The 21,253-nt window shown below is 71.7% G+C and carries 17 protein-coding genes, 1 tRNA gene and 1 pseudogene; 12 read left to right on the top strand and 7 right to left on the bottom strand.

What is annotated here, in order from left to right; all coding sequences use genetic code 11:
• The 8 genes from ACIOWN_RS27740 to ACIOWN_RS27775 form a co-directional block, all read left to right on the top strand.
• On the top strand, positions 1-5,977 hold a 5,977-nt coding region (locus tag ACIOWN_RS27740; protein WP_401983637.1), incomplete at its 5' end, for an amino acid adenylation domain-containing protein.
• Between the two features lie 2 nt (positions 5,978-5,979).
• Positions 5,980-6,195 carry an MbtH family protein gene (locus ACIOWN_RS27745; RefSeq protein WP_362353792.1) on the top strand — a complete coding sequence of 72 codons (216 nt, stop codon included), beginning with the start codon at positions 5,980-5,982 and terminating at the stop codon, positions 6,193-6,195.
• Between the two features lie 8 nt (positions 6,196-6,203).
• Positions 6,204-7,439 carry a cytochrome P450 gene (locus ACIOWN_RS27750; protein WP_401983639.1) on the top strand — a complete coding sequence of 412 codons (1,236 nt, stop codon included), beginning with the start codon at positions 6,204-6,206 and terminating at the stop codon, positions 7,437-7,439.
• Between the two features lie 34 nt (positions 7,440-7,473).
• The gene (locus tag ACIOWN_RS27755) at positions 7,474-8,214 is read left to right on the top strand and encodes an SRPBCC domain-containing protein (protein ID WP_362353796.1); all 741 of its coding nucleotides are present in this window, start codon (positions 7,474-7,476) and stop codon (positions 8,212-8,214) included.
• Positions 8,190-8,417 (top strand): hypothetical protein, encoded by a 228-nt coding sequence (locus ACIOWN_RS27760; RefSeq protein WP_362353798.1) that lies wholly within the window; start codon positions 8,190-8,192, stop codon positions 8,415-8,417. Before ACIOWN_RS27755 ends, ACIOWN_RS27760 begins: the two co-directional genes overlap by 25 nt.
• Complete coding sequence (locus ACIOWN_RS27765) at positions 8,414-9,166, top strand: thioesterase II family protein (RefSeq protein WP_401983640.1); 753 nt, start codon at positions 8,414-8,416, stop codon at positions 9,164-9,166. Before ACIOWN_RS27760 ends, ACIOWN_RS27765 begins: the two co-directional genes overlap by 4 nt.
• Before the next feature lie 206 nt (positions 9,167-9,372).
• Positions 9,373-10,512, top strand: a complete 1,140-nt coding sequence (locus ACIOWN_RS27770) for an alpha/beta fold hydrolase (protein WP_401983641.1) — start codon at positions 9,373-9,375, stop codon at positions 10,510-10,512.
• A 200-nt stretch (positions 10,513-10,712) separates the two neighbouring features.
• On the top strand, positions 10,713-10,943 hold the full coding sequence (locus tag ACIOWN_RS27775) for a DUF5132 domain-containing protein (protein WP_362353804.1): 231 nt from the start codon (positions 10,713-10,715) through the stop codon (positions 10,941-10,943).
• 96 nt (positions 10,944-11,039) lie between these two features.
• Here ACIOWN_RS27775 and ACIOWN_RS27780 read toward each other — a convergent pair whose 3' ends face one another.
• The 6 genes and pseudogenes from ACIOWN_RS27780 to ACIOWN_RS27805 all read right to left on the bottom strand — a co-directional run bounded on the left by ACIOWN_RS27780 (position 11,040) and on the right by ACIOWN_RS27805 (position 16,256).
• The gene (locus ACIOWN_RS27780; protein ID WP_362353806.1) at positions 11,040-11,744 is read right to left on the bottom strand and encodes an SDR family oxidoreductase; all 705 of its coding nucleotides are present in this window, start codon (positions 11,742-11,744) and stop codon (positions 11,040-11,042) included.
• Between the two features lie 170 nt (positions 11,745-11,914).
• Entirely contained in the window at positions 11,915-12,484 is a 570-nt protein-coding gene (locus tag ACIOWN_RS27785; RefSeq protein ID WP_401983642.1) for a TetR/AcrR family transcriptional regulator, read from the bottom strand.
• 42 nt (positions 12,485-12,526) lie between these two features.
• Complete coding sequence (locus ACIOWN_RS27790) at positions 12,527-14,434, bottom strand: ABC transporter ATP-binding protein (RefSeq protein ID WP_401983643.1); 1,908 nt, start codon at positions 14,432-14,434, stop codon at positions 12,527-12,529.
• 436 nt (positions 14,435-14,870) lie between these two features.
• Positions 14,871-14,944 (bottom strand) — tRNA-Pro (locus ACIOWN_RS27795).
• A 75-nt stretch (positions 14,945-15,019) separates the two neighbouring features.
• A pseudogene (locus ACIOWN_RS27800) lies at positions 15,020-15,541 on the bottom strand (SRPBCC family protein); the annotation flags it as partial.
• Positions 15,542-15,731: 190 nt separating this feature from the next.
• Positions 15,732-16,256: a MarR family transcriptional regulator gene (locus tag ACIOWN_RS27805; RefSeq protein ID WP_362353813.1), complete on the bottom strand. Its 525-nt coding sequence runs from the start codon at positions 16,254-16,256 to the stop codon at positions 15,732-15,734.
• A 195-nt stretch (positions 16,257-16,451) separates the two neighbouring features.
• Between ACIOWN_RS27805 and ACIOWN_RS27810 the strand changes: the two genes are divergently transcribed.
• The 3 genes from ACIOWN_RS27810 (at position 16,452) to ACIOWN_RS27820 (ending at position 18,903) form a co-directional block, all read left to right on the top strand.
• Positions 16,452-16,889, top strand: coding sequence for an SH3 domain-containing protein (locus ACIOWN_RS27810; protein WP_401983646.1), 438 nt, complete (start codon positions 16,452-16,454; stop codon positions 16,887-16,889).
• A 163-nt stretch (positions 16,890-17,052) separates the two neighbouring features.
• Positions 17,053-17,895, top strand: coding sequence for a DUF2690 domain-containing protein (locus tag ACIOWN_RS27815; RefSeq protein WP_401983647.1), 843 nt, complete (start codon positions 17,053-17,055; stop codon positions 17,893-17,895).
• A gap of 663 nt (positions 17,896-18,558) precedes the next feature.
• Positions 18,559-18,903, top strand: a complete 345-nt coding sequence (locus ACIOWN_RS27820; protein WP_362353818.1) for a cupin domain-containing protein — start codon at positions 18,559-18,561, stop codon at positions 18,901-18,903.
• A 15-nt stretch (positions 18,904-18,918) separates the two neighbouring features.
• On the opposite strand, the gene ACIOWN_RS27825 is transcribed toward ACIOWN_RS27820, so the two are convergent.
• Positions 18,919-19,953 carry a LacI family DNA-binding transcriptional regulator gene (locus ACIOWN_RS27825; RefSeq protein ID WP_401983648.1) on the bottom strand — a complete coding sequence of 345 codons (1,035 nt, stop codon included), beginning with the start codon at positions 19,951-19,953 and terminating at the stop codon, positions 18,919-18,921.
• 132 nt (positions 19,954-20,085) lie between these two features.
• On the opposite strand from ACIOWN_RS27825, the gene ACIOWN_RS27830 reads away from it, so the two are divergent.
• Positions 20,086-21,252: a phytanoyl-CoA dioxygenase family protein gene (locus tag ACIOWN_RS27830; protein ID WP_362353822.1), complete on the top strand. Its 1,167-nt coding sequence runs from the start codon at positions 20,086-20,088 to the stop codon at positions 21,250-21,252.
• Position 21,253 lies beyond the last annotated feature (1 nt).

Here is a 21,253-nt window from a genome sequence, read left to right on the forward strand (position 1 = left end):
CGGCCGTCCCATCGCCAACACCCGGGTGTACGTGCTCGACGAACGCCTGCGACCGGTACCGCCGGGCGTCCCCGGCGAACTGTACGTGGCCGGCGCCGGACTGGCCCGCGGCTACCTCAACCGCCCAGCACTCACCGCCGAACGCTTCCTCGCCGACCCGTACGGCCCCGCAGGCAACCGCATGTACCGCACCGGCGACCTCGTACGCCGGCGCACCGACGGCGACCTCGAATACATCACCCGCGCCGACCAGCAGGTCAAGGTCCGCGGCTTCCGCATCGAACCCGGCGAGATCGAAGCCGTACTCACCACCCACCCCCACGTCGCCCAGGCAGCCGTGATCGCCCGCCAGGACCGTGCCGAGGACAAGCAGCTCGTCGCCTACCTGGTGGCCCGCCACGGCGCACAGCCCGTCCGCGACCACGGCGTCGAACAGGACCATGTGGGCGAGTGGCGGGAGATCTACGACGCACTGCCCGTCACCGCGGGCGAAGTCTCGTTCGGGCAGAACTTCACCGGCTGGAACAGCAGTTACGACGCCGAGCCGATCCCCGTCGAGCAGATGCGGGAGTGGCGTGACGCGACCGTGGAGCGTATCCGGGCCCTGCGGCCCCGCCGGGTGCTGGAGGTCGGTGCCGGCACCGGCCTGCTGCTCTCACAACTCGCCCCGGAATGTGAGACGTACTGGGCCACGGACTTCTCCGCCACGGCCGTCGACGCACTCACCCACCACGTGAAGCGCTCACCCGGCCTGGCGGAACGGGTCGTGCTGCGGACGCAGCCCGCGCACGACACCGAAGGGCTGCCGGCCGGCGCCTTCGACACGATCGTGCTCAACTCCGTCGTCCAGTACTTCCCGACCGCCGCGTATCTGGCCGAGGTCGTCGACCGGCTGATGGGACTCCTGGCTCCCGGTGGAACCCTGTTCGTCGGAGACGTCCGCAATCTACGGCTGCTGCGGTCGCTGACCACCGCCGTGCAGCTGCACAAGGCGGACCCGGACACGGATCTCGCCGCGGTGCGCGGCGCCGTGGAGCGGGGAGTGCGGGTCGAAAAGGAACTCCTGGTCGATCCGGACTACTTCACCGCCCTGCACGACCGCGTCGACGGCCTGGGCGCCGTCACCGTCCAGCTCAAACGCGGCCACCACCACAACGAGCTGACGCGGTACCGCTACGACGTCACCTTGCACAAGCAGCCGGTCGCCCCGCTCCCGCTCGAAGGGCGGACCGAGGTGGCATGGGACGGCTCGGACACCCTGCGCGGCCTCCTCGCCGAGCAGGACCCGGCCGTGCTGCGGGTCACCGATGTGCCTAACGGCCGCGTCGCCCGGGAGGCCGCGATCGCGCGAGCCGTGCGGACCGGCGACACCCCGCTGCCCGAGCTGCTGGCACGCCTCCACGCGGTGGACGGCGACGACGGCCCGGACCCGGAGGAGTTCCACGCGCTCGGTGCCGAGTACGGCCGCTGGGTCGGCGTGACCTGGTCCGGCACGGCGGACGACGCGATGGACGTGGTCTTCGCCGACCTGTCGCGGCTGCCGTCGGGCGTACCGGACGGGCTGTACCGGCCCGCCCGGCGTGGTGCGCGGTCGACGTCGCTGACCAACGATCCGGCCGGGGTCCGCACCGCCGGCGCCCTCATGGCCGAGGTGCGGGACTGGGTGCGGGACCGGCTGCCCGACCACCTCGTACCCTCCGCGTTCGTCCCGCTGGGCGCGCTGCCTCTGACCGCGGGCGGAAAGCTGGACCGCGCCGCGCTGCCCGCGCCCGACCCCGGCTCCACGGCTTCCAGCAGGGCCCCCCGCACCCCGCAGGAACAGCTCCTGGCGGAGCTCTTCGCGAACGTCCTCGGTCTGCCACGGGTCGGGGTCGACGACAACTTCTTCGACCTGGGCGGACACTCCCTTCTGGCCACCCGCCTGGTTTCCCGCGTCCGGGCCGTCCTCGGCGTCGAACTCGATGTACGGATCCTGTTCGAGACGCCGAGCGTGGCCGGTCTCGCGCAGCGGCTGGACGAGGCCGGGCGGGCGGCCAGGCCCATGCTGACCCCCCGCCCGCGCCCCGATCGGGTGCCGCTGTCCCACGCGCAGCGCCGCCTGTGGTTCCTGCACGAGATGGACGGGCCGAGCGGCACGTACAACATGCCGCTCGCGCTGCGGCTGACCGGCACGCTCGACCGGCGGGCGCTGCGGGAGTCGCTGGCGGACGTGGTGGCCCGGCACGAGAGCCTGCGCACCGTCTTCCGCGCCGAGGGCGGGGTCCCCCACCAGCACGTGCTCACCCCGTCTCAGGCCCGTCCGAGCCTGCCGGTGACCGGCACCGACGAGGCCGGGCTGCCCGGACGGCTGGCGCAGGCGGCCGGGCGCGGGTTCGGCCTCGACACCGAACCACCGCTCCGGGCGGAGCTGTTCGCGCTGGCGCCCGAGGAGCACGTTCTCCTGGTCGTGGTGCATCACATCGCGAGCGACGGCTGGTCCATGGGCCCGCTCTCACGGGACCTGGCCACGGCCTACGCGGCACGGTGCCGGGGCGAGGAGCCCGCATGGCCGCCGCTGCCCGTGCAGTACGCCGACTACACGGTGTGGCAGCGGGAACTGCTCGGTGAGGCATCCGACGCCGGCAGCCGCTTCGCCACGCAACTCGGCTACTGGACAGAGGCGTTGGCGGGTCTGCCCGAGCAGATCACGCTGCCGGCCGACCGGCCGCGGCCCGCGAGCGCCTCGCACCGCGGCGGTCAGCTGGCGGTGCGGATGGACGCCGAACTCCACCAGGGGCTGCGGGAGCTGGCCACGGCGCACGGCGCGAGCGTGTTCATGGTGCTGCAGGCGGGCCTGGCCACACTTCTCAGCAGGCTCGGCGCGGGCAACGACGTCCCGTTGGGGAGCCCGATCGCGGGCCGCACCGACCCGGCCCTCGACGACCTCGTCGGCTTCTTCGTCAACACCCTCGTGCTGCGTACCGACACCTCCGGCGATCCGGCCTTCAGCGAACTCCTCGGCCGTGTCCGGCAGACCGCTCTGGCGGCCTACGCCCACCAGGACGTGCCGTTCGAGTATCTGGTCGAGGTCCTCAACCCGGCCCGTTCCCTCGCCCACCATCCGCTGTTCCAGGTCATGCTGGCCCTGCAGAACGCCCCCGCGGCCGACTTCGCCCTGCCTGGACTGGACGTCGGACACATGGCGGCGCCGACCGGTACGGCCCGGGTGGACCTCACGTTCAGCCTGGCCGAACAGCACGGTGGCGACGGCAGCCCCGCGGGGATTCTGGGAGCGGTCGAGTACGCCACCGACCTGTTCGACCCGGAGACCGTCGAGGCGCTCTTCGCCCGCTGGACCCGGTTGCTGCGGGCCGTCGTCGCCGACCCGCGACAGCCGATCAGCAGGATCGACACGCTGTCCGACGAGGAACGCGGGCAGTTGCTCGCCGAGGGCACCGGTGTGGAACTGCCCGAGGCCGGACTGCCCGAGCTGTTCGCCTCCCGGGTACGCGCGACCCCGGACGCGGTGGCGGTCGTCTGCGGGTCCACCACACTCACGTACGCGGAACTCGACGCGCGGGCCAACCGCCTGGCCCATGCCCTGATCGGGCAGGGAGTGCGGCCGGAGACGGCGGTGGCGGTACTCCTTGAGCGCTCCCCGGAACTGGTCGTGGCGCTCCTGGCGATCGTCAAGGCCGGCGGCGCCTATGTCCCGCTCGACCCCCGCTTCCCGTCCTCGCGCGTCGACCTGATCGTGCGGGAGACCGGTGCCGCGCTGGTACTCACCGAGGAGGTACTCACCGCGCTCAACCAGGCCGAGGCACGGACCACCGATCCTCAAGTCCACTGCAACCCAGAGCAGTTGGCCTATGTGATGTACACCTCCGGCTCGACCGGACAGCCCAAGGGCATCGGCGTCACCCACCACGACGTCGCTGATCTGGCCCTCGCCCCCTGCTGGAGCGGCGGCGCCCACGAGCGGGTGCCGCTGCTCTCCCCGACGGCCTTCGACGCCTCCACCTACGAGTTCTGGGTCCCCCTGCTCGGCGGTGGCCGGATCGTCGTGGCGCCGCCGGGGCAGCTGGACACCCAGGCGCTGCGGCAGGTGGTCGCGGACAACGAGGTGACCGGTCTCTGGCTGACGGCAGGCTTCTTCCGTCTCGTGGCGGAGGAACAGCCGGACGCCTTCGCCGGTGTCCGCGAGGTGTGGACCGGCGGTGACGTGGTGTCGGCCACGGCGGTCGCCAGGGTGATGGAGGCCTGTCCCGGCATCCGCGTGGTCAATGGCTACGGTCCCACCGAGACCACCACCTTCGCCGCCCACCACCGCATGACCGCACCACCGGACACCACGCGGGGCGTGCCGATCGGGCTGCCGATGGCGAACACGCGCCTTCACGTGCTCGACACGGGACTGCGCCTGGTCCCACCGGGTGTCGTCGGCGAGCTGTACATCGCCGGGACCGGCCTCGCCCGCGGCTACACGGGCCGCCCGGGCATGACCGCCGAGCGCTTCGTGGCCGACCCGTTCGGCCCGGCGGGCAGCCGCATGTACCGCACCGGGGACCTGGTTCGGCGGTCGGCCGACGGCACGCTGGAGTTCACGGGGCGCGCCGACGACCAGGTCAAACTGCGCGGCTTCCGGATCGAGCCCGGCGAGGTCGAGGCAGTGCTCGCCGGTTGTCCCGGGATCGCGCAGACCGCCGTCGTCGTCCGCGAGGACCGGCCCGGGGACAAGCGGCTCGTCGCCTACCTGGTACCCGCGCCCGGCTCGGCGCCCGATCCGGCGGACCTTTCGGAACGGTTGCGGCGCGCCCTTCCCGAGTACATGGTCCCGTCGACGTTCGTTCCCCTCGGTTCGCTGCCGCTGACCCGGAACGGCAAGCTCGACCGCGCCGCGCTGCCCGCCCCCGAGTACGGCGCGTCCGGGCCGGGCCGCGGCCCGCGCGACCCCCGGGAGCAGTTGCTGTGCGGCCTGTTCGCCGAGGTGCTGGGGCGCGAACGGGTCGGCATCGACGAGGGCTTCTTCGACCTGGGCGGACACTCGCTGCTCGCCGCCCGCCTGGTCTCCCGGATCCGGGAGACCATGGGGGTCGGGCTGGGGCTGCGCGCCCTGTTCGAGGCGCCCACGGTCGCCGGCCTGTCGGAACGCCTGGCGACGGGCGGCCCGGAGGACGCCTTCGACGTGGTCCTGCCACTGCGCACCACCGGGGACCGCACACCTCTGTTCTGCATCCACCCGGGCGGCGGCATCAGCTGGTGCTACAGCGGCCTGCTCACCCACCTGGGGCCCGAGCACCCGGTCTACGCCATCCAGGCCCGCAGCCTCGGTCGGCCCGAACCGCGGCCCACCTCCTACCAGGAGATGGCGGTCGACTACGCCGACCAGATCCGCCGGATCCAGCCGGAGGGCCCCTACATGCTGCTCGGCTGGTCCGCGGGCGGCCTCATCGCCCACGCGATCGCCGCGGAGCTGCAGGGCAGGGGCGAGCGCACCTCGCTGCTGGCGATCCTCGACGCCTACCCGGTCAAGGACGTCGCCTTCGACGAGGCACCCGTGCCCAGCGAACGGGACGTGCTGGTCGGCATGGCCGACTGCGACCCGGACGAGCTGGGTGACGCGCCGCTGACCCATCAGGACGTCATGGAGATTCTCCGGCGCCGCGGCAGCGCACTGGCCAACCTGGAGGAACACCACATCGAAGCCGTCGTCGCCATCATGATCAACAACGCGACGCTGGCGCTCGCGCACGAGCCGGACGTCTTCGACGGCGACCTGCTGCTGTTCAACTCCACCATCGACCGGGAGGACGACTCGGCGAACGCCGGCATCTGGCAGCCCTACGTCACAGGGCGCATCGATTCCCACGACATCACCACCCGCCACGACCGCATGACACAACCCGGGTCCCTGGCCCAGATCGGCCCGATTCTCGCGGCGAAGATCGCGGACATCACCGGGACCGCACCGAACCCGACGACCTGTCAGGAGCAGTGATCATGACCAACCCCTTCGAGGACAACGACGGCCGCTACATCGTTCTCGTCAACGACGAGAACCAGCACTCCCTGTGGCCGTCCTTCGCCGACATCCCCTCCGGCTGGGCCGTCACCCACCCGGAGGACACCCGCGAGGCATGCCTCGCCTACATCGAGGAGCACTGGACCGACATGCGGCCCAAGAGCCTCGTCGACGCGATGGACGGTCAGGAGTAGAACCCGTCATGACGACCACCGCCGATCATCCCCCGGCCGGTCCGTGTACCGGCCCCGGCGAGATCACCACCGCGATGGTCTCGGCGGAGTTCCGCCGCGACCCGTACCCGCTCTACGCCCGGATGCGCCGGGAATCCCCGGTGCACCGCGGCCCGCAGGGCATCTGGTATCTCACCCGGTACGCGGACGTCGAGCGGGCCCTGGGCGACCTGCGGCTGTCCAACGACCGCGACCGGATGACCCGCGCCCTGGGCGCTCGTGACGGCAGTCTGCGGGACATCAGCCGGCTCACTGCGCGGCTCGGGCGCGTGATGAGCAACACCGATCCGCCGGAACACGCCCGGCTGCGCAAGCTGGTCAACAGGGCATTCACCGTCCGGCGTGTCGAGGCGCTGCGGGACCGCGTCCAGGCGGTCGTCGACCAGCTCGTCGACAGGGCGTCGGCGGCGGGGCCGTCGATGGACGTCATCGCCGCACTCGCCTCGCGGCTGCCGCACTGCGTGGTCTGCGAGCTGTTCGGAATTCCGGACGGCGAGCGTGAACGCGTCAAGGGGTGGTTCCGTGCGCTGGGCCGGATGACGGAGGACATCGACAAGGCCGTGGAGGCGGTGGACCAGTTCGAGGAGTACCTGATGTGGCTGGTCGGCCGGCGGCGGGACTCCCCCGGGGACGACCTGATCAGCGGGCTCGTCGCCACCCAGGCGCGCGACGACCACCTCACCGACACCGAGCTCCTGTCCACCTGCTTCATGCTCATCACCGCGGGCGATGAGACCACCACCCACCTCATCGGCAACGGCACCCTCGCCCTTCTCCGTCATCCCGACCAGTTGGCCGGGCTTCGCACGGATCCCACGCTGATCCGGCCGGCGGTCGACGAGCTGGTGCGCTACGACTCGCCGACACAGGCGATCGTGCGGGTCGTGGCCGAAGATGTGGAGTTCGCCGGGCACACCCTGGCCGCCGGGGACCTGGTGTACCTGGTCCTCGCCGCCGCCAACCGCGACCCCGAGCGCTTCGAGGACCCGGACCGGCTCGACCTCACCCGCCCCGGCAACCGGCACCTGGGATTCGGCAACGGACCCCACTTCTGCCTCGGGGCGCCGCTGGCCCGGCTGGAGACCGAGCTGGCCATCGGCACACTCGTGCGCCGGCTGCCGGACCTGCGCCTGGACACGGACCAGTTGGAGTGGCGCCCCAACCCGTTGCAGCGTCGCCTGGTCGCGCTGCCTGTCGCCTACTGAACACCCGCGAACCACTGATCGAGGAGTCATCGCCATGACCCGGGAATTCCGGGTGCGCCGGGAACAGGACCTTCCGGCCACGCCCCAACAAGTCTGGAACGCGGTCGCCACCGGAGCGGGCAACCTCGGCTGGCTCTACCCCATGGAGGTCGAGCCACGCGTCGGCGGCGCCGTCACCCGCGGCCACGCCACCGTTGTCGAATGGGAGCCGCCGCACCGCTTCGCCTGCCGTTCCGAGGACGGCAAGGGCTTCTCCAACACCCTCAGCTACGCCATCGAAGCCCGGGACGGAGCCTCCCACCTCTCCATGGGCATCCACTGGGTACATGAGGGAACCGTCGACGGCGGCTGGGACACCCGTGCCGACGCCGCCGAGAAGCACGTCGACTTCTACCAGCACAGCCTCGCCGAGTACCTGCGCCACTTCGCAGGTCACCGCGCCACCTACGTCAAGGCCGACCGGCCCTCACCACCGGCGCGCTCCGACGTGTTCACCTCACTGCTGCGGCAGGCCGGCCTCACACCCGGCACCGCCGTCGGCGACACGGTGCGCTTCCTCGTACCGGACGGCCTCGGCGGGCCGCGGGACGCCGTCGTGGACTACCTCAGCGGCGACTTCCTCGGCCTTCGCACCGACGACGGGCTCTACCGCTTCTTCAACGGGCAGACCTGGAACTGGCCGATCTGGCTCGGCCACCACCTGTTCACCGGACCCGTCGACGAGAAGCGGGCAGCGCAGGAGTGGCAGGCATGGCTGGAGAAGGCGGCACCCTGATGGAGACAAGCCAGATGTCCGACGGAACGCCCCTGTATTCCGCCGAGCTCATCCAGGAAGGCGGCGCCTACAAACTCGTCGTCACCGATCGCCTGCGCCACACCGTGCAGACCGCGTACGTCCCCAGGCGGGCGGTGGAGCAGCTTCCCACTTTCCTCTCCAAGCTCAATGCCAAGCAGACCAACGGGTTCCGGCAGCCATGACGGCCCACGACGACAAGAGATGGTTCCGTGTCCACCGGCGCGCGGAGGAGCCCAGGCTCCGGCTGGTGTGTTTCCCGCACGCCGGCGGCACGGCACAGCTGTTCCACAACTGGCCGGCACTGCTGCCGCGGGACGTCGAGGTGCTCGCCGTGCGCTACCCCGGCCGCCAGGACCGGCTCGCCGAAGCGTGCGTCGAGGACATGGCCACCCTGGCCGACGCGATCGAGGACGCCCTGCTCCCGTGGCTCGAACGGCCGTTGGCGCTCTTCGGACACAGCATGGGATCCTGCGTCGCCTACGAGGTGGCCCTGCGGCTTGAGGCCCGCGGCATCGTCCCCCGGCACCTGCTGGTCTCCGCACGCGCCGCTCCCCACCGCGCCGGGCACACCGCGCTCCACCTCGCCGACGACGAAGCCCTCGTCGCCCGCGTGCGACAGCTTGGAGACGTGTACTCGGAGGCGTACGACATCCCCGAGCTGCGTGAGCTGCTGCTGCCCGCCCTCCGCGCGGACTACCGGCTCATCGAGGGCTATCGCCCCGGGCATCCCGCCCCGGTCAAGGCACCGATCACCGCGTACGTCGGCCGGGACGACCACAGTTGCGTACTCGACCGAGTGCTGGCCTGGTCCGAAGTCGCCGCCCCGGGCTCCTTCGAGCTGCGCTCGTTCCCCGGCGACCACTTCTACCTCGTGCCTCACGAAGCCGAAGTGGTCACGGACATCGCCGGGCACCTGGCGCCCGCGACGTAACGGCCCGTCGGGTGGGGAATGCTCTGAACACGTGGAGGTGTGAAGCGACTCGCGCCGGCTGCTGCCCGTGTCGTCGGTGACCGGAGGCGGAGCCCGGTGCCACGGCACATGGCGCCCGCGGTGTTCCCAGGGGACGATGCCTGTGCCGGGCGCCGAGGCGTACGGCTTCGGCGGCAGCGGCCACGGCGATCGGGACGGAGGGCACGATGCGACCGGACACACGCGCCATCGACGCGGCACTCCGGCTGCTCAGCCGGGACTGGGCGGGACTGGCCGTCGCCCTGCTGCCGGCGACTGTCGGCGCATGGTGCGTCACCCTGGACGGCGGCTGGAGGGTTCTCGGCGGAGTGCTCTGTGCCGCGGCCCTGGCGCTCGCTCTCGGGTCTCTTCGCCACCTGGTGCATGTGGCACGCGTACGGGTGAGGCATCCGCCACCCGGGCGAATGGTCGACGTGGGCGGGCACCGCATGCACATCCTCGCCGAAGGGGACAGGGGAAACCGGCCGACGGTGGTCTGGATGCCGGGCGGCCATGCCGGCGGGTACGCCCTGTACCCGCTGCACGCGTTGGCGCGGGCGCGGATGCGTTCGGTCCTGGTGGACCGGCCGGGCTCCGGCTGGAGCGACCCGGGCCCCTTCCCCCGCACGACGGCCGCCGAAGCCGTCGAACTGCTCACCGCGCTGGAGCGGGGCGGCGAGAAGGGGCCCTACGTCCTGGTGGGGCACTCCTTCGGGGGACTGCTCATGGCCAATGCCGCCAGGCGCCGCCCCGACCTCGTGGCCGGTCTGGTGCTGCTCGATCCGACCCCGCCCGACGCCATCGCCTTCGGCCCGCCGATCCCGGCCCTGCGGCGGGCCTCGGGGCAGCAGATCGCCGTCGCGGCGCGCCGCCTCTTCGGCCTGCACGCCCTCGCGGACCGGAACGGAGCCCTTTCCTCCGGGGGGCCGGCGGAGGTCCTGTCCGCGGTCGAGACCAGGACCAGAGCGGCCTGCGCGGCCGCGTCCATCCTGCGAGAGCTGTCGCCGGACGGCATCACGAGGGACGGCTGGCACACGGTCGTGCATGACGGCGAGCTCGGCTCACTCCCGCTCCTCCTCGTGGCGCCAGGCGACCTGACCGGCGGCGACGAGATCTTCGACAAGGCCGACGCAGAGGAGAACGCCCGGTTACGGCACTTCTTCCTCACCGTCAGGGAACGGTTTCTCACGGCTTCCAGCAAGGCCCGGAGGGTCTACACCCCGGCGGGAACCGGTCACGATTTCCCGAACCAGGTGCCCGAGTTCGTCGTGCGGGTGGTGAGTTCGTTCCTGGAGGAATGTGCGCCGGACGCGCCGCACTCACCATGAGCCGTCGCGGAACCACGGTGGACCGCGGACCACCTCCGCCCAATCGAATGAAAGGCGTCGGCGTCCTCGGGCGCGTCGGCCGGGGGCCGACTACGGTGTCTTTCGGTGGGGGTGAAATTCCTGCCCGACGCTGACTGCCTGCCCGGTCCGGCACGTGTGGCGGCGGGAGCCGTGTTGTGTACACAAGAGAGGGTTCACGCATGCCCCCTGTAGTACCGCCCTTCCTCATCGGCCTCATCGCGGCACCTCTGCTCGACAGAGTCGGCAAACCGCTGCTGCGGGGCATCATCAAGACGTCGGTCGCTCTGACCCTGGAAGTCAAGCGTGCGGCCATCGAGGCGGGCGAGGAGATCCAGGAACTCACCGCCGAAGCGGCCGCCGGGCGGCTCGCGGCCCATGCGCCCCGGACACGGGGCGCCACAGCGGACTGAAGAATGATCAAGGGCCGGTTTCGGATGTCTCCGGAACCGGCCCTGACCTGCGCGGCATGAGACATCGCAGCACTGCGACCGAGTTCGCAACAGGCCCTAGTACTCCAGCTGCGGGTACAGCGCCGTCAGCTCTGCGGACAGTCCCGCCTTCACACGTTGCGTGATCTCGTCGGCCAGTACCTCGTGGGCGCCCGTCTCGATCCCGTCGAGAGCCAGGACGGCGACGTCACGCGGGCGGGACTTGGGCGCGTCCACGCGCGAGGCCATGTCCGTGTCGATGTATCCGACATGCAGCCCGGTGACCGCGATTCCGCGCGGGCGGAGCTCCAGACGCAGGGAGTTGGTCTGCGACCACAGGGCTGCCTTGGTGGCGCTGTAGGAGCCGGCGACGCCCAGCCAGGAGAGCACGGAGTGGACGTTCAGGATGTGCCCGCCTCCATTGCGTTCGATGATCGGGGCGAAGGCGCGGGTGACCAGGAGCGGACCGTAGAAGTTGGTCTCGAACTCCGCGCGTATGTCCTTGAGCGCGGCGTCCAGGAACGAGGTGGCCCCGAGCGAGACACCCGCGTTGTTGACCAGGACCGTGACGTCGCCCGCCTGCGCGGCCGCGGCGGCCACCGACTCGGGGCTGGTCACCTCCAGACCGAGCGGCACGGCGTCAGGGTGGGTCACCGTGCGCGGGTCGCGAGCCGTGGCATACACCTTGGCGGCGCCCCGCTCGTACAGCTCCTCCACCAGGGCCTTCCCCAGGCCGCGACTGCCACCCGTGACGAGCACCACGGCGTTCTTGATCGACGTCATGTTCTTCTCCACCTCGGAAACCGATCGGTTTCCGACAAGGTAAACCGATCGGTTTCCCGGCGCAAGCGGAAGATGGACGGCTCGCGGCCGCCCGTGCGGTACGGGCGGCCGGGGGAGACAAGATGACCGTGCGGCCGAGAGTGCCGACTTCAGAGGCAAAGGACGTGGGGTCAGCGCACCCCGGCCGCGTCGAGCAGGGCGGCCAGCGTGGGCTCCAGAAGCCCGACGAGGTCATCGGCCTTGATGCCCGCCCGCGCGCTGGCGCCGTCGAAGATCAGAGCGAGTTGCCGGGCCAGCAGGTCGGGGTCACTCGCCCCTCCGGACGCCGCTTCCGTGCGGAAGAACGCCATCAGGTGCTCCTTCACCCGGCACGCCACACGGCTCGCAGGGTGCTCCTCGTTCTTGAGTTCGACCTGAACGGCAAGATACGGGCACCCTCGGTACTCCTGCGTCCCCGCCTGCGCCTCGACCTGCCGGAAGACGTGAAGGATCCGGTCGCGTGGCGAACGTCCACTGTCCGGCGGCGGCAGCAACAAGGTCTCGAACTCCGCCGCACGGCTCTCCAGGCTCGCCGCCAGCAGGGCGTCCTTGCTCTCGAAGAGTTGATACATGGACCGCTTGGACACGCCGGCCGCCTTGCACAGCGCTTCGACACCCACACCCACGCCCTCGCGATAGGCGAGGGCGGCCGCCGCATCCAGCAGTCGCTGCCGGGGGCCGGACTTCACCTCTGTGGTCATACGGAGAGGTTAACCTCGCCCCCACCACGGATACCGATCGGTTTAACTCGTACGAGCATGCGACGACGTACCGCGGCCCCCGTCCGGTGCCGGGTCGGCCGGTCCGGGCAGCCCGCCGGGACCGGCTTCCGGGACCGGGCGTACGAGGGCCGACTCGACGCTCTCGCCGAGGAAGCCGCCCGACTGGTGCTGCCACAGCTTGGCGTAGGCACCGTCCGCCGCGAGCAGTTCCTTGTGGGCGCCCTGCTCGACGACACTGCCGCGGTCGAGGACGATGAGACGGTCCATACCGGCGACAGTGCTCAAGCGGTGGGCGACCACGAGGGCCGTACGTCCGTCCATCAACCGCCACAGGGCGTCCTGGACGAGGAGCTCGCTCTCCGAGTCCAGCGCGCTGGTCGCCTCGTCGAGCAGCAGGATCGGGGCGTCGCGCAGGATGGCCCTGGCGAGGGCGACGCGCTGGCGCTGGCCGCCCGAGAGCTTGACTCCCCGCTCCCCCACCAAAGTGGCGAAGCCGTCGGGGAGTTGGTCGGCGAACTCCGTGACGTGCGCGGCCGCGGCCGCCGCGCGGATCTCCTCGTCGGTGGCGCCGGGCCGGGCGAAGGCGATGTTGTCCCGCAGACTCCGGTGGAACATGGCGGGTTCCTGCGGGACGTAGGCAATCAGTGAGCGCAGGTCGCTCTGGCGCAGCCGGCTGATGTCCTGACCACCGATCAGGACGCGTCCGTCGTCGATGTCCGACATCCGCAGCAGGAGCCGGGTGAGCGTGGTCTTGCCGCCGCCGGACCTGCCGACCAGACCGATCCGCGCGCCCGCGGGCACGTCCAGGTCCAGCCCCTGGAAAATCGGCTTCGCACCCGTATGGGCGAAGGTCACCGCCTCGAAGCGGATGCCCGTGTCCCGCGGTGAGAGCGGTTCGGGATTCACCGGGTCGAGCACGGTGGGCGGATCCAGCAGCAGCTCCGTGAACTGGGCGGCCTCGGTCATCGAGCTTTCCAGACGCCGGTAGATCTGGTTGAACTCGAACATGATCTGTGTGGCGTTGGAGTAGTAGGTGAAAGCGACGACGATCTCCTCGACTCCCTGGCCCGAGCCGCCGAAGGCGATGGCGACCAGCAGACCCAGCACGTTGGTCAGCACGGACATGGGGGCGACCAGGGTGTCGACGCGCAGATTGCCGTAGTCCCACGACCTCAGCGTCAGGCGCCGGGAGTCCGCGACCCGGCTGCGGTGTTCCTCGGCCTCCCGCCGCTCGGCCGCGAACGCCCGGATGGTCTCCATGTTCGCGAGGCTGTCGGCGACGTGGCCGGAGACCCGGGCGATCGCCGCCTCGCGGTCGTTGACGAGTCTCTGCCGGCGGCGGATCAGAGGCGTCGCGGCCACCACGGTCAGCGCGATCATCACCAGAAGGCCGGCGACGAGCATCGGTTCGTAGCCCCACAGCACCACGGCGCCGAACACCAGGGGGACGAGACTGCCCACGATCCGGTACGTCACCGTGTCGACGAAGTCCTCGAAACGCTTGCCGAAGCTGAGCACCCGTTTGGTCAGGGAGCCGGCGAAGTTGTCGTGGAAGAATGCCGCGTCCTTGGCCAGGAGTTCGTCCATGCCGCTCACGTACAGGTGTTCCATGCCGAGGGCGTCCACGCGGTTCAGGCAGTGCTGCCCGATCCGCCACAGCGTCTCGGCGAGCAGCAGCGTCACGCCGAAGCCCAGCACGTACGGCAGCGCCGAGCTGAGGGTGAGACCACCGTAGCCGGCGGCCTGTCCTGCCAGTTTGGCGATCAGCAGGGGGGCGACGTAGCGGATGCCGATGTTGCCCACGGCCGGCAACAGCAGCGCGGGCAGGGCCAGCAGTCGTAGCCGCAACAGTTCCCGGCCGTAGCGGCGCAGTGCCAGAACGACCGCGCTCCTGCCCGGCGTCGGTCCTCGCGTATCTGTTGTCCCCATCACACTCCCGGAGGTTCGGAAGTCGGAAGTCTCCCGTCCGCAGAGCCTCCCAGTCCAGGCATTTAACGCGGAACGGCGAGAACCGGACACCGCTGCGTTCAGCGTGCGCAGAGGTGTCCGGAGGTGAGCTTGAGGCAGCTCCCGCCGGTGTTCGTTGCGTGCCGGCAGACGGCCCATCAGAGGATCGGGATCGCCGAACTGCTCGATCGCGGTGTCGATCACCTGCCGGGGTGTGTCCGCGGCGCGAAGGCCGGCCGGATGGACAGCGATCACGGCCGCAGGGGCGGCGCTCTCCGCCCTCTTCAGCGCGCTGCCGAGCCCGATCGTCGTGACACGCCGAGGCTGGTCAAGCACGCCGGTCCCCGGCTGGTCCCCAAGAATGCCCAAGGGCCGGTTTCGGATGTCTCCGAAACCGGCCCTCTGCGACTGTCTCCAGTCGGGACGACAGGATTTGAACCTGCGACCCCTTGACCCCCAGTCAAGTGCGCTACCAAGCTGCGCCACGTCCCGCTGCGTTCGCGTGGTGGTTCGTCCGAACGCGCAGGTGAACCCTACCTTACGCGGGCGGGTGCGGCCGACTTGCGGCTATCCCTCCGCGCCCGTGTAGAAGGCGGTCGTGCGGCCGGCGGCCGCACGTGCGTGTGCCGGTTCCTCGCCGCTCGCGACGTTGGCCTGGTACCACCCCTCGCTGCTCTCGGCGATGAACCTGCGGCCGTCCTCGGAGCCCATCCAGGTCATGGCCTCTCCGGAGTCGACCTGAGCGCCGCTGGACAGGTGGAGGGTCAGGCCGATGAGCATCATGTCCCAGCCGACCCCGACCGCGCCGGGCCCGTACTCGCCCCATTTGGCGTCGTCGATGCGGAAGAGGTGGTCCAGCTCGAAGCGCGTGCCGCCGTCCTCCCGCGCGGTCAGGCGCAGCTCGATCCAGCTCGTCTCGTCGCCGTACTCCCAGGTGGCGGCGAAGCTCTCGGGCGGTTCACAGCGCTCGACCGTGCCTCCGGCGTTGCCCTGGAGCTGGTAGTGGCCGCCCAGGCGGAGTTCACCGGTGACGGGGAGGAACCAGCGCGGGATGCGTTCGGGGTTGGTGCACGCGTCCCAGACGTCCTCGACCGGGGCGTCGTAGTCCTACCTCACGGTGACCACGCGGGCCTCGGCCGCCTTGAAGGCACGGCGGCCGACCCGGCGGTGTACGGCGTCGATCTGCTGGGTCACGTCGATCATGGGTGCTCCTCGGGGGTGGTCGCCACCGCGCGGCCGGCGTTCGGGTGTCCCGTCGGCCGACTCGATGGCCGGTGCGTCAGCGGGTGCGGCGGGACGCCTCGGCGGTCTCCTGCTCATTGTCGACGTGCTGGGCGTAGACGAGGAAGTCGTCGACCATGCGGTGGAAGAGTGTCGCGAGCCGGCGCAGGTCCTCGGGGGACCAGTCGGCCAGGGCCGCCTCCATACCGCGGGCGCCGGCCTCCCGGACGCGGGCGATGGCGTCCCTGCCGAGGTCGGTGAGCTGGATGCGCTGGGCGCGGCGGTCGTCGGGGTCGGGGATCCGGGTCACATGGCCCGACCGCTCCAGCTGCTGGACCGTGCGGGTGACGTGGGAGGCCTCCACGCCCAGGCGGTTGGCCAGCTCCCCCGGCCGCTGGGGCTCGCAGTCGGCGATCTGCCGCAGCAGGGCGACCGCCGCCCGGTCCAGCGGCACACCCGCCATACTCATCAGCTTCTCGTGCTGCCGGGCCCGTGTACCCAGGTAGGTGATGCGCATCAGGGCGCGCTCGATCTCGGCCACCTCGGGCGAGACGGGTCCGGTGGGCAACGATGGAGTGACCATACGGGCAACTTTACCATATCATTGCCTTACTCAAGCAAATTGCCGCGCGCCGGCCGGGGCACCGTCCCCGTGTCCCCGGGACGTCCCCGCCGTCCCAGGGACACGGGGACGGCATCGCGGGGGTGCGGCACGGAAACGCTGGGCGGCATGTGATCACGACCGCGTGACCACAGGAACGACAGCCCGGAGGTTTCCATGATCCGACGGACCCTCACCAGCGGCGTGCTGGCCACGGTCGCGGCGCTCGCGCTCGTGCCGACGGCGGCCGACGCCGCCCCGGCCGGTCCCGGCTCGCACCCGGCCGTGTCGGCGGCCGCCTCGCATCCGCTCCCCTCGCTGCTGCCCGAGCCCGCCCGGCCGGCGGGTCACGTCAACCGGTGGGCGACGCAACACCGTTCGACTCACTCCCTCGGGCGTGTGATCACGCACCGACGGGCACTGAACGTCCGCTCCGGCCCCGGCACCCGGTACCGGGTGGTCGGCGCCCGGCACGCACACCGCCTGGTGGCGCTGAAGTGCCGGACGCACGGGTCCCGGGTGGGCGGCACTCGGCAGTGGTACCGCCTCGCGCACGTACGGGGTTACGTCTCCGCGCGCTACGTGCGGGTCCGGAACACCCTGCCCTGGTGCTGACGTACCGTCAGGCACGGTCGAGGTGACCGGCCGGGCCCGTCCGGGAGCGGCATGCTCCCGGACGGGCCGTCGGCTCGAGGTGTGTCGATGACCTCACCCCGGGAAACCATCCCGACAACCGGGGCGAAACGCCCAAAGCGGGAACGGAGTCGGGAGCAGCAGCATGCGGCAACCCCAAGGAACGGCAGCCCCACCCGGGCAGTTGACGACAGCCCTGCGCGAGCTGCGGGACCGTACGGGTCTGAGCCTGGCGGCCCTGGCCGCGCGCACTCCGTACAGCAAGTCCGCCTGGCACCGCTATCTGACCGGGGCCAAGCATCCGCCCCGCTCGGCCGTGGAGGCGCTGGCACGGCTCTCGGGCGCCGATCCCGACCCGGCGCTGGCCCTGTGGGACGCCGCCGGCGCGTCCCCTTCCGCGGCCACCGGGACCGGCCCCGATCCGGAGTGCGTCCCAGGGCGCGCATCCGAGTCCGAGCCCCCGCACCGGTCCGGGGCCGGGCCCCGGTCGCAGTCCGGGCCCCGGCCGGCGTGGGTGGGGCGGCTGCCGCTGCTGACGGTTCTCGTCCTGCCGGCCGCGGTCACCGTGGTGGCCGCGCCGCTCCTCACGTCCTCCCCCGGCAGGCCGGCGGGGGCCCGGGTGGTGGTGGCGGCGCCACGCTGTCACGGCGCCTCCTGCCAGGGGGAGTTGCCCGACGCCTCGGCCTGCGCCGGGGACGCGCGGACCCAGAGCGCCGTGTCCGGCGCGTCGTACACCGTGCGGTTGCGGTACTCGCCCTCCTGCCGCACCGTCTGGTCCCAGGTGCGGGTACGGGGCGCGGTCGCCCGGGAGATCTCCGTACGGATGGGCGGGAACGTCCTGTCGGCCACCTACGCCGCGGGCGACACCAGCGGCGATACGAGCCCCATGCTCGGTGTCTCCTCGCCACGGGGTGTGGAGGCCTGCGCCGAGGTCGAGGGGAAGCTGGCCTGCACCGGCCTGGGCCCCGACGCGACTGTCCACCCGTGACGGCCTTCCCGCCCCACGCGAGGCCGGGGCGTCAGCCCGCGGCCAGGAGATCCTGGTGGGAGCCGCTCGGCGCGGGGCGCTTCGGAGTGCGCAGGGCCGCGATGCCGATGAAGACCATGGAGGAGACGCCGGCCAGGGCGAAGGCGGTGAAGCCCCAGGAGCCGTGGCCGGCGGCCGGCAGCCGGCCGCCGGCCGCCGAGCCAGGGACCGGAGACGGCGCCGAAGCGGCCCATGCCGGAGGTCCGGCCGACGGCGGTGGCGCGGTTGCCGGGGCTGGAGCGCAGGGAGACCGTGGCGTAGATCATGGTCTGCGCGCTGTTGAGGAACACGCCGGTCAGGAAGACCACCGTGAACGTCAGCGCCGGCGGCATGTGGACGCCGAGCAGGAAGACCCCGGCGGCGGTCAGCGCGAACCAGATCGCGGAGATGCGCGGGGCGCCGGTGGGGGTCCCCCGCGCGAGCGGAGCCGAGCGTGGTGTGAGGGCGCCGCGGCCGCCACGGGCGCGCCGCGCGGAAATCGGCCCGCGGAAATCGGCCCGCGGGTGCCGGCCGCGCGTGCCGGGCCGCGCCGCCGCCGGAAGCGACGAAGTGTCCTCGGACCAGGGCCGATCCCCTACACCCTGTCGGCCTTCCGGTGCCGTCCGCCCCGGCTAGGGTCGCGGCATGACGCACAGTTTCGTTCTGCATGTCCCCGACGCCGACCTCGTGCCCGAGCCGCTCGAACCCGAGCAGATCGTCTCCGGGACGCCCGAGGTGACCGGCAAGGTGGTCTGGGAGTCGGCGGACGGCCGGCAGGTCCGCGGGATCTGGCAGATCACGCCCGGGGTCGTCACCGACACCGAGGCGGACGAGCTGTTCGTGGTGATCAGCGGCTCGGCGACCATCGAGGTCGAGGACGGTCCGACCCTGCGCGTCGGCCCGGGCGACCTGGCGGTGCTGCGCGAGGGCGACCGCACGACGTGGACGGTGCACGAAACGCTGCGCAAGGCCTACGCGATCAACCTGTGAGGCCCGCGGGGGAGTTCAGCCGGCCATCTGGTGCGGTGGCATGTTGTGGGGGGTCACCACCTGGATCGCCGACGGAAGCGTCGGTCCGGCGGGCGGCAGGGCGCCGTGGGCCCGCATCACCAGGTGGCAGGCCTCCCGCAGGTCCTGACGCAGATCGTGGTGGAGCACGGCGGACAGGCGGTGCTCGCGCAGCAGGCGGGTGTTGTCCTGGTCGAGGTCGTGGGCGATGAACACCGCGCACTCGCGGCCGAGGTCGGCGAAGGCCCGCAGGGTGGCGATGTTGCCGCCGCCGATCGAGTAGACGGCGCGGATCTCCGGGTCGCGCTCCAGGGCGGCCCGCACGAGGTCGTACTGCGTGGCGTCCAGGCCCTGCCCCTCGGCGATCTCCACCAGGGCCCGCCGGGGGTGACGGGCGCGCATGGCGCCGCGGAAGCCCATCTCGCGTTCCTCCTCGTTGCGGAAGAAGCCGCTGCTGAGGCTCGTGAGCACATTGCCGGGCCGGTCGCCGAGCCACTGGCCCATCAGGTACGCGGCCGTCGCGCCCGCCGCCCGGTTGTCGCTGCCGACGTAGCCGAGCCGGGCGCTGGCGGGCAGGTCGGTGACGAGGGTGACGACCGGGATGCCGGCCGCCACCAGCCGGCCGACCGCCGCGGTGACCTCGGGGACGTCCGGGGCCTTGAGGATCACGCCCTGCGAGCCGCGCCGTGCGATCCGGTCGAGGACGGCGACCTGCTCCCGTACCGGGCCGGTCTCGCGGAAGTGGAAGCGGGAGCGCACCACGGCCGGGTGCAGGGACGGCAGTTCGGCCTCCAGGGCGGCACGTACGGCGGTGCTGAACCGCTCGGGCGCCTGCATCACGATGTCGACCATGAAGGTGCGGCCCACGAGGCGGACCTGGGTGCGCTGCCGGTCGAGGTCGGCGATGGCCCGGCGCACCTCCCCCGCGGTGCTCTCCCGCACGCCGCCGCGGCCGTTGAGCACCCGGTCGACGGTGGCCTCGCTCAGCCCGGCCTGACGTGCTATCTCGCGGATCGGGAAGGGGTGGCCCATGCGCAGGCTCCTCGGGAAGGTCCTTGAGGGGTTTTTGATGGCTCGCCGATGGTTGTTCGAGGTGTTTGTAATGACAAGAATGACAGGGCGCGAAGGCCCTGACCAAGTCGGCCGACGACCGAAAGGACGACGATGTCCTCCGTCTCCGTACACCGCCGTGCCTGGCTGTCCGAGCAGGACTGCGACCTCGGCTCCTTCCGCGCGCTCGTCGAGCGCGCGACCGACCTCGCCGGCTATCCGCACGCCTCGGCGGTGGACCGGGGCGTCCTCGTCTACGACGCCGGTCGGCTGCGCGGGGCCGGGGACCGCCCCGCCCTGCGGGCCGAACTGGTCCGCGCCCTGGACGAGGGCCCCGGCATCGTGGTGTTCCGGGGCGCCTTTCCCGACACCGCCGTGGTCGACCGGGCAACCGGCGTCTTCCGCGCCCTGATCGCCGAGCAGCACGCCTCGGGCGCGGGCGGCGGGGACCACTTCGCCAAGCCCGGCGCCAACGACCGGGTGTGGAACGCCCTGGAGAAGGCGGCGCTGCACGACCCCGAGACGTTCGCCGACTACTACGCCAACGACGTCCTGGCGCTGGTCGGCGAGGCCTGGCTGGGCCCCGGTTACCAGGTCACCTCGCAGATCAACGTGGTCAACCCGGGCGGCGCGGCCCAGACCGTGCACCGCGACTACCACCTGGGGTTCCTGCCCAACGAGGTCGCCGCCGCCTACCCGGCGCACGTCCACCGGCTCTCCCCCGTGCTGACCCTCCAGGGCGCGGTCGCGCACTGCGACATGCCCGTGGAGTCCGGTCCGACGATGTACCTGCCGTACTCGCAGCGGTACGAGCCGGGGTACCTCGCCTGGCGACTGCCCTCGTTCCAGGCGTACTTCGAGGACCACCACGTGCAACTGCCGCTGGCCAAGGGGGACGCCGTCTTCTTCAACCCGGCGCTCTTCCACGCCGCCGGGACGAACCGGTCGGCGGACATCCGGCGCATGGCCAACCTGCTCCAGGTCTCCTCCGCGTTCGGGCGCGCGATGGAGACCGTCGACCGCGAGGCCGTCGCGGGTGCCGTCTTCCCCGTGCTGCTCAAGCGCAAGGCGGAGGGCGCCGACGCCGCGTGGCTGGACCGTGTCGTCGCCGCGAGCGCCGAAGGCTACCCGTTCCCCACCAACCTCGACAGCGATCCGCCGGTCGGCGGTCTGGCTCCGCCCTCGCAGGCGGACCTCGTACGGCGGGCGGTGCGCGAGGAGTGGACACCGGACGCGCTGCGCGCGGAACTGCGGGCCGCCGCCGAGCGGCGCGAGAGCTGAG

The organism is Streptomyces sp. NPDC087787, assembly GCF_044743035.1.
Lineage (GTDB): Bacteria > Actinomycetota > Actinomycetes > Streptomycetales > Streptomycetaceae > Streptomyces.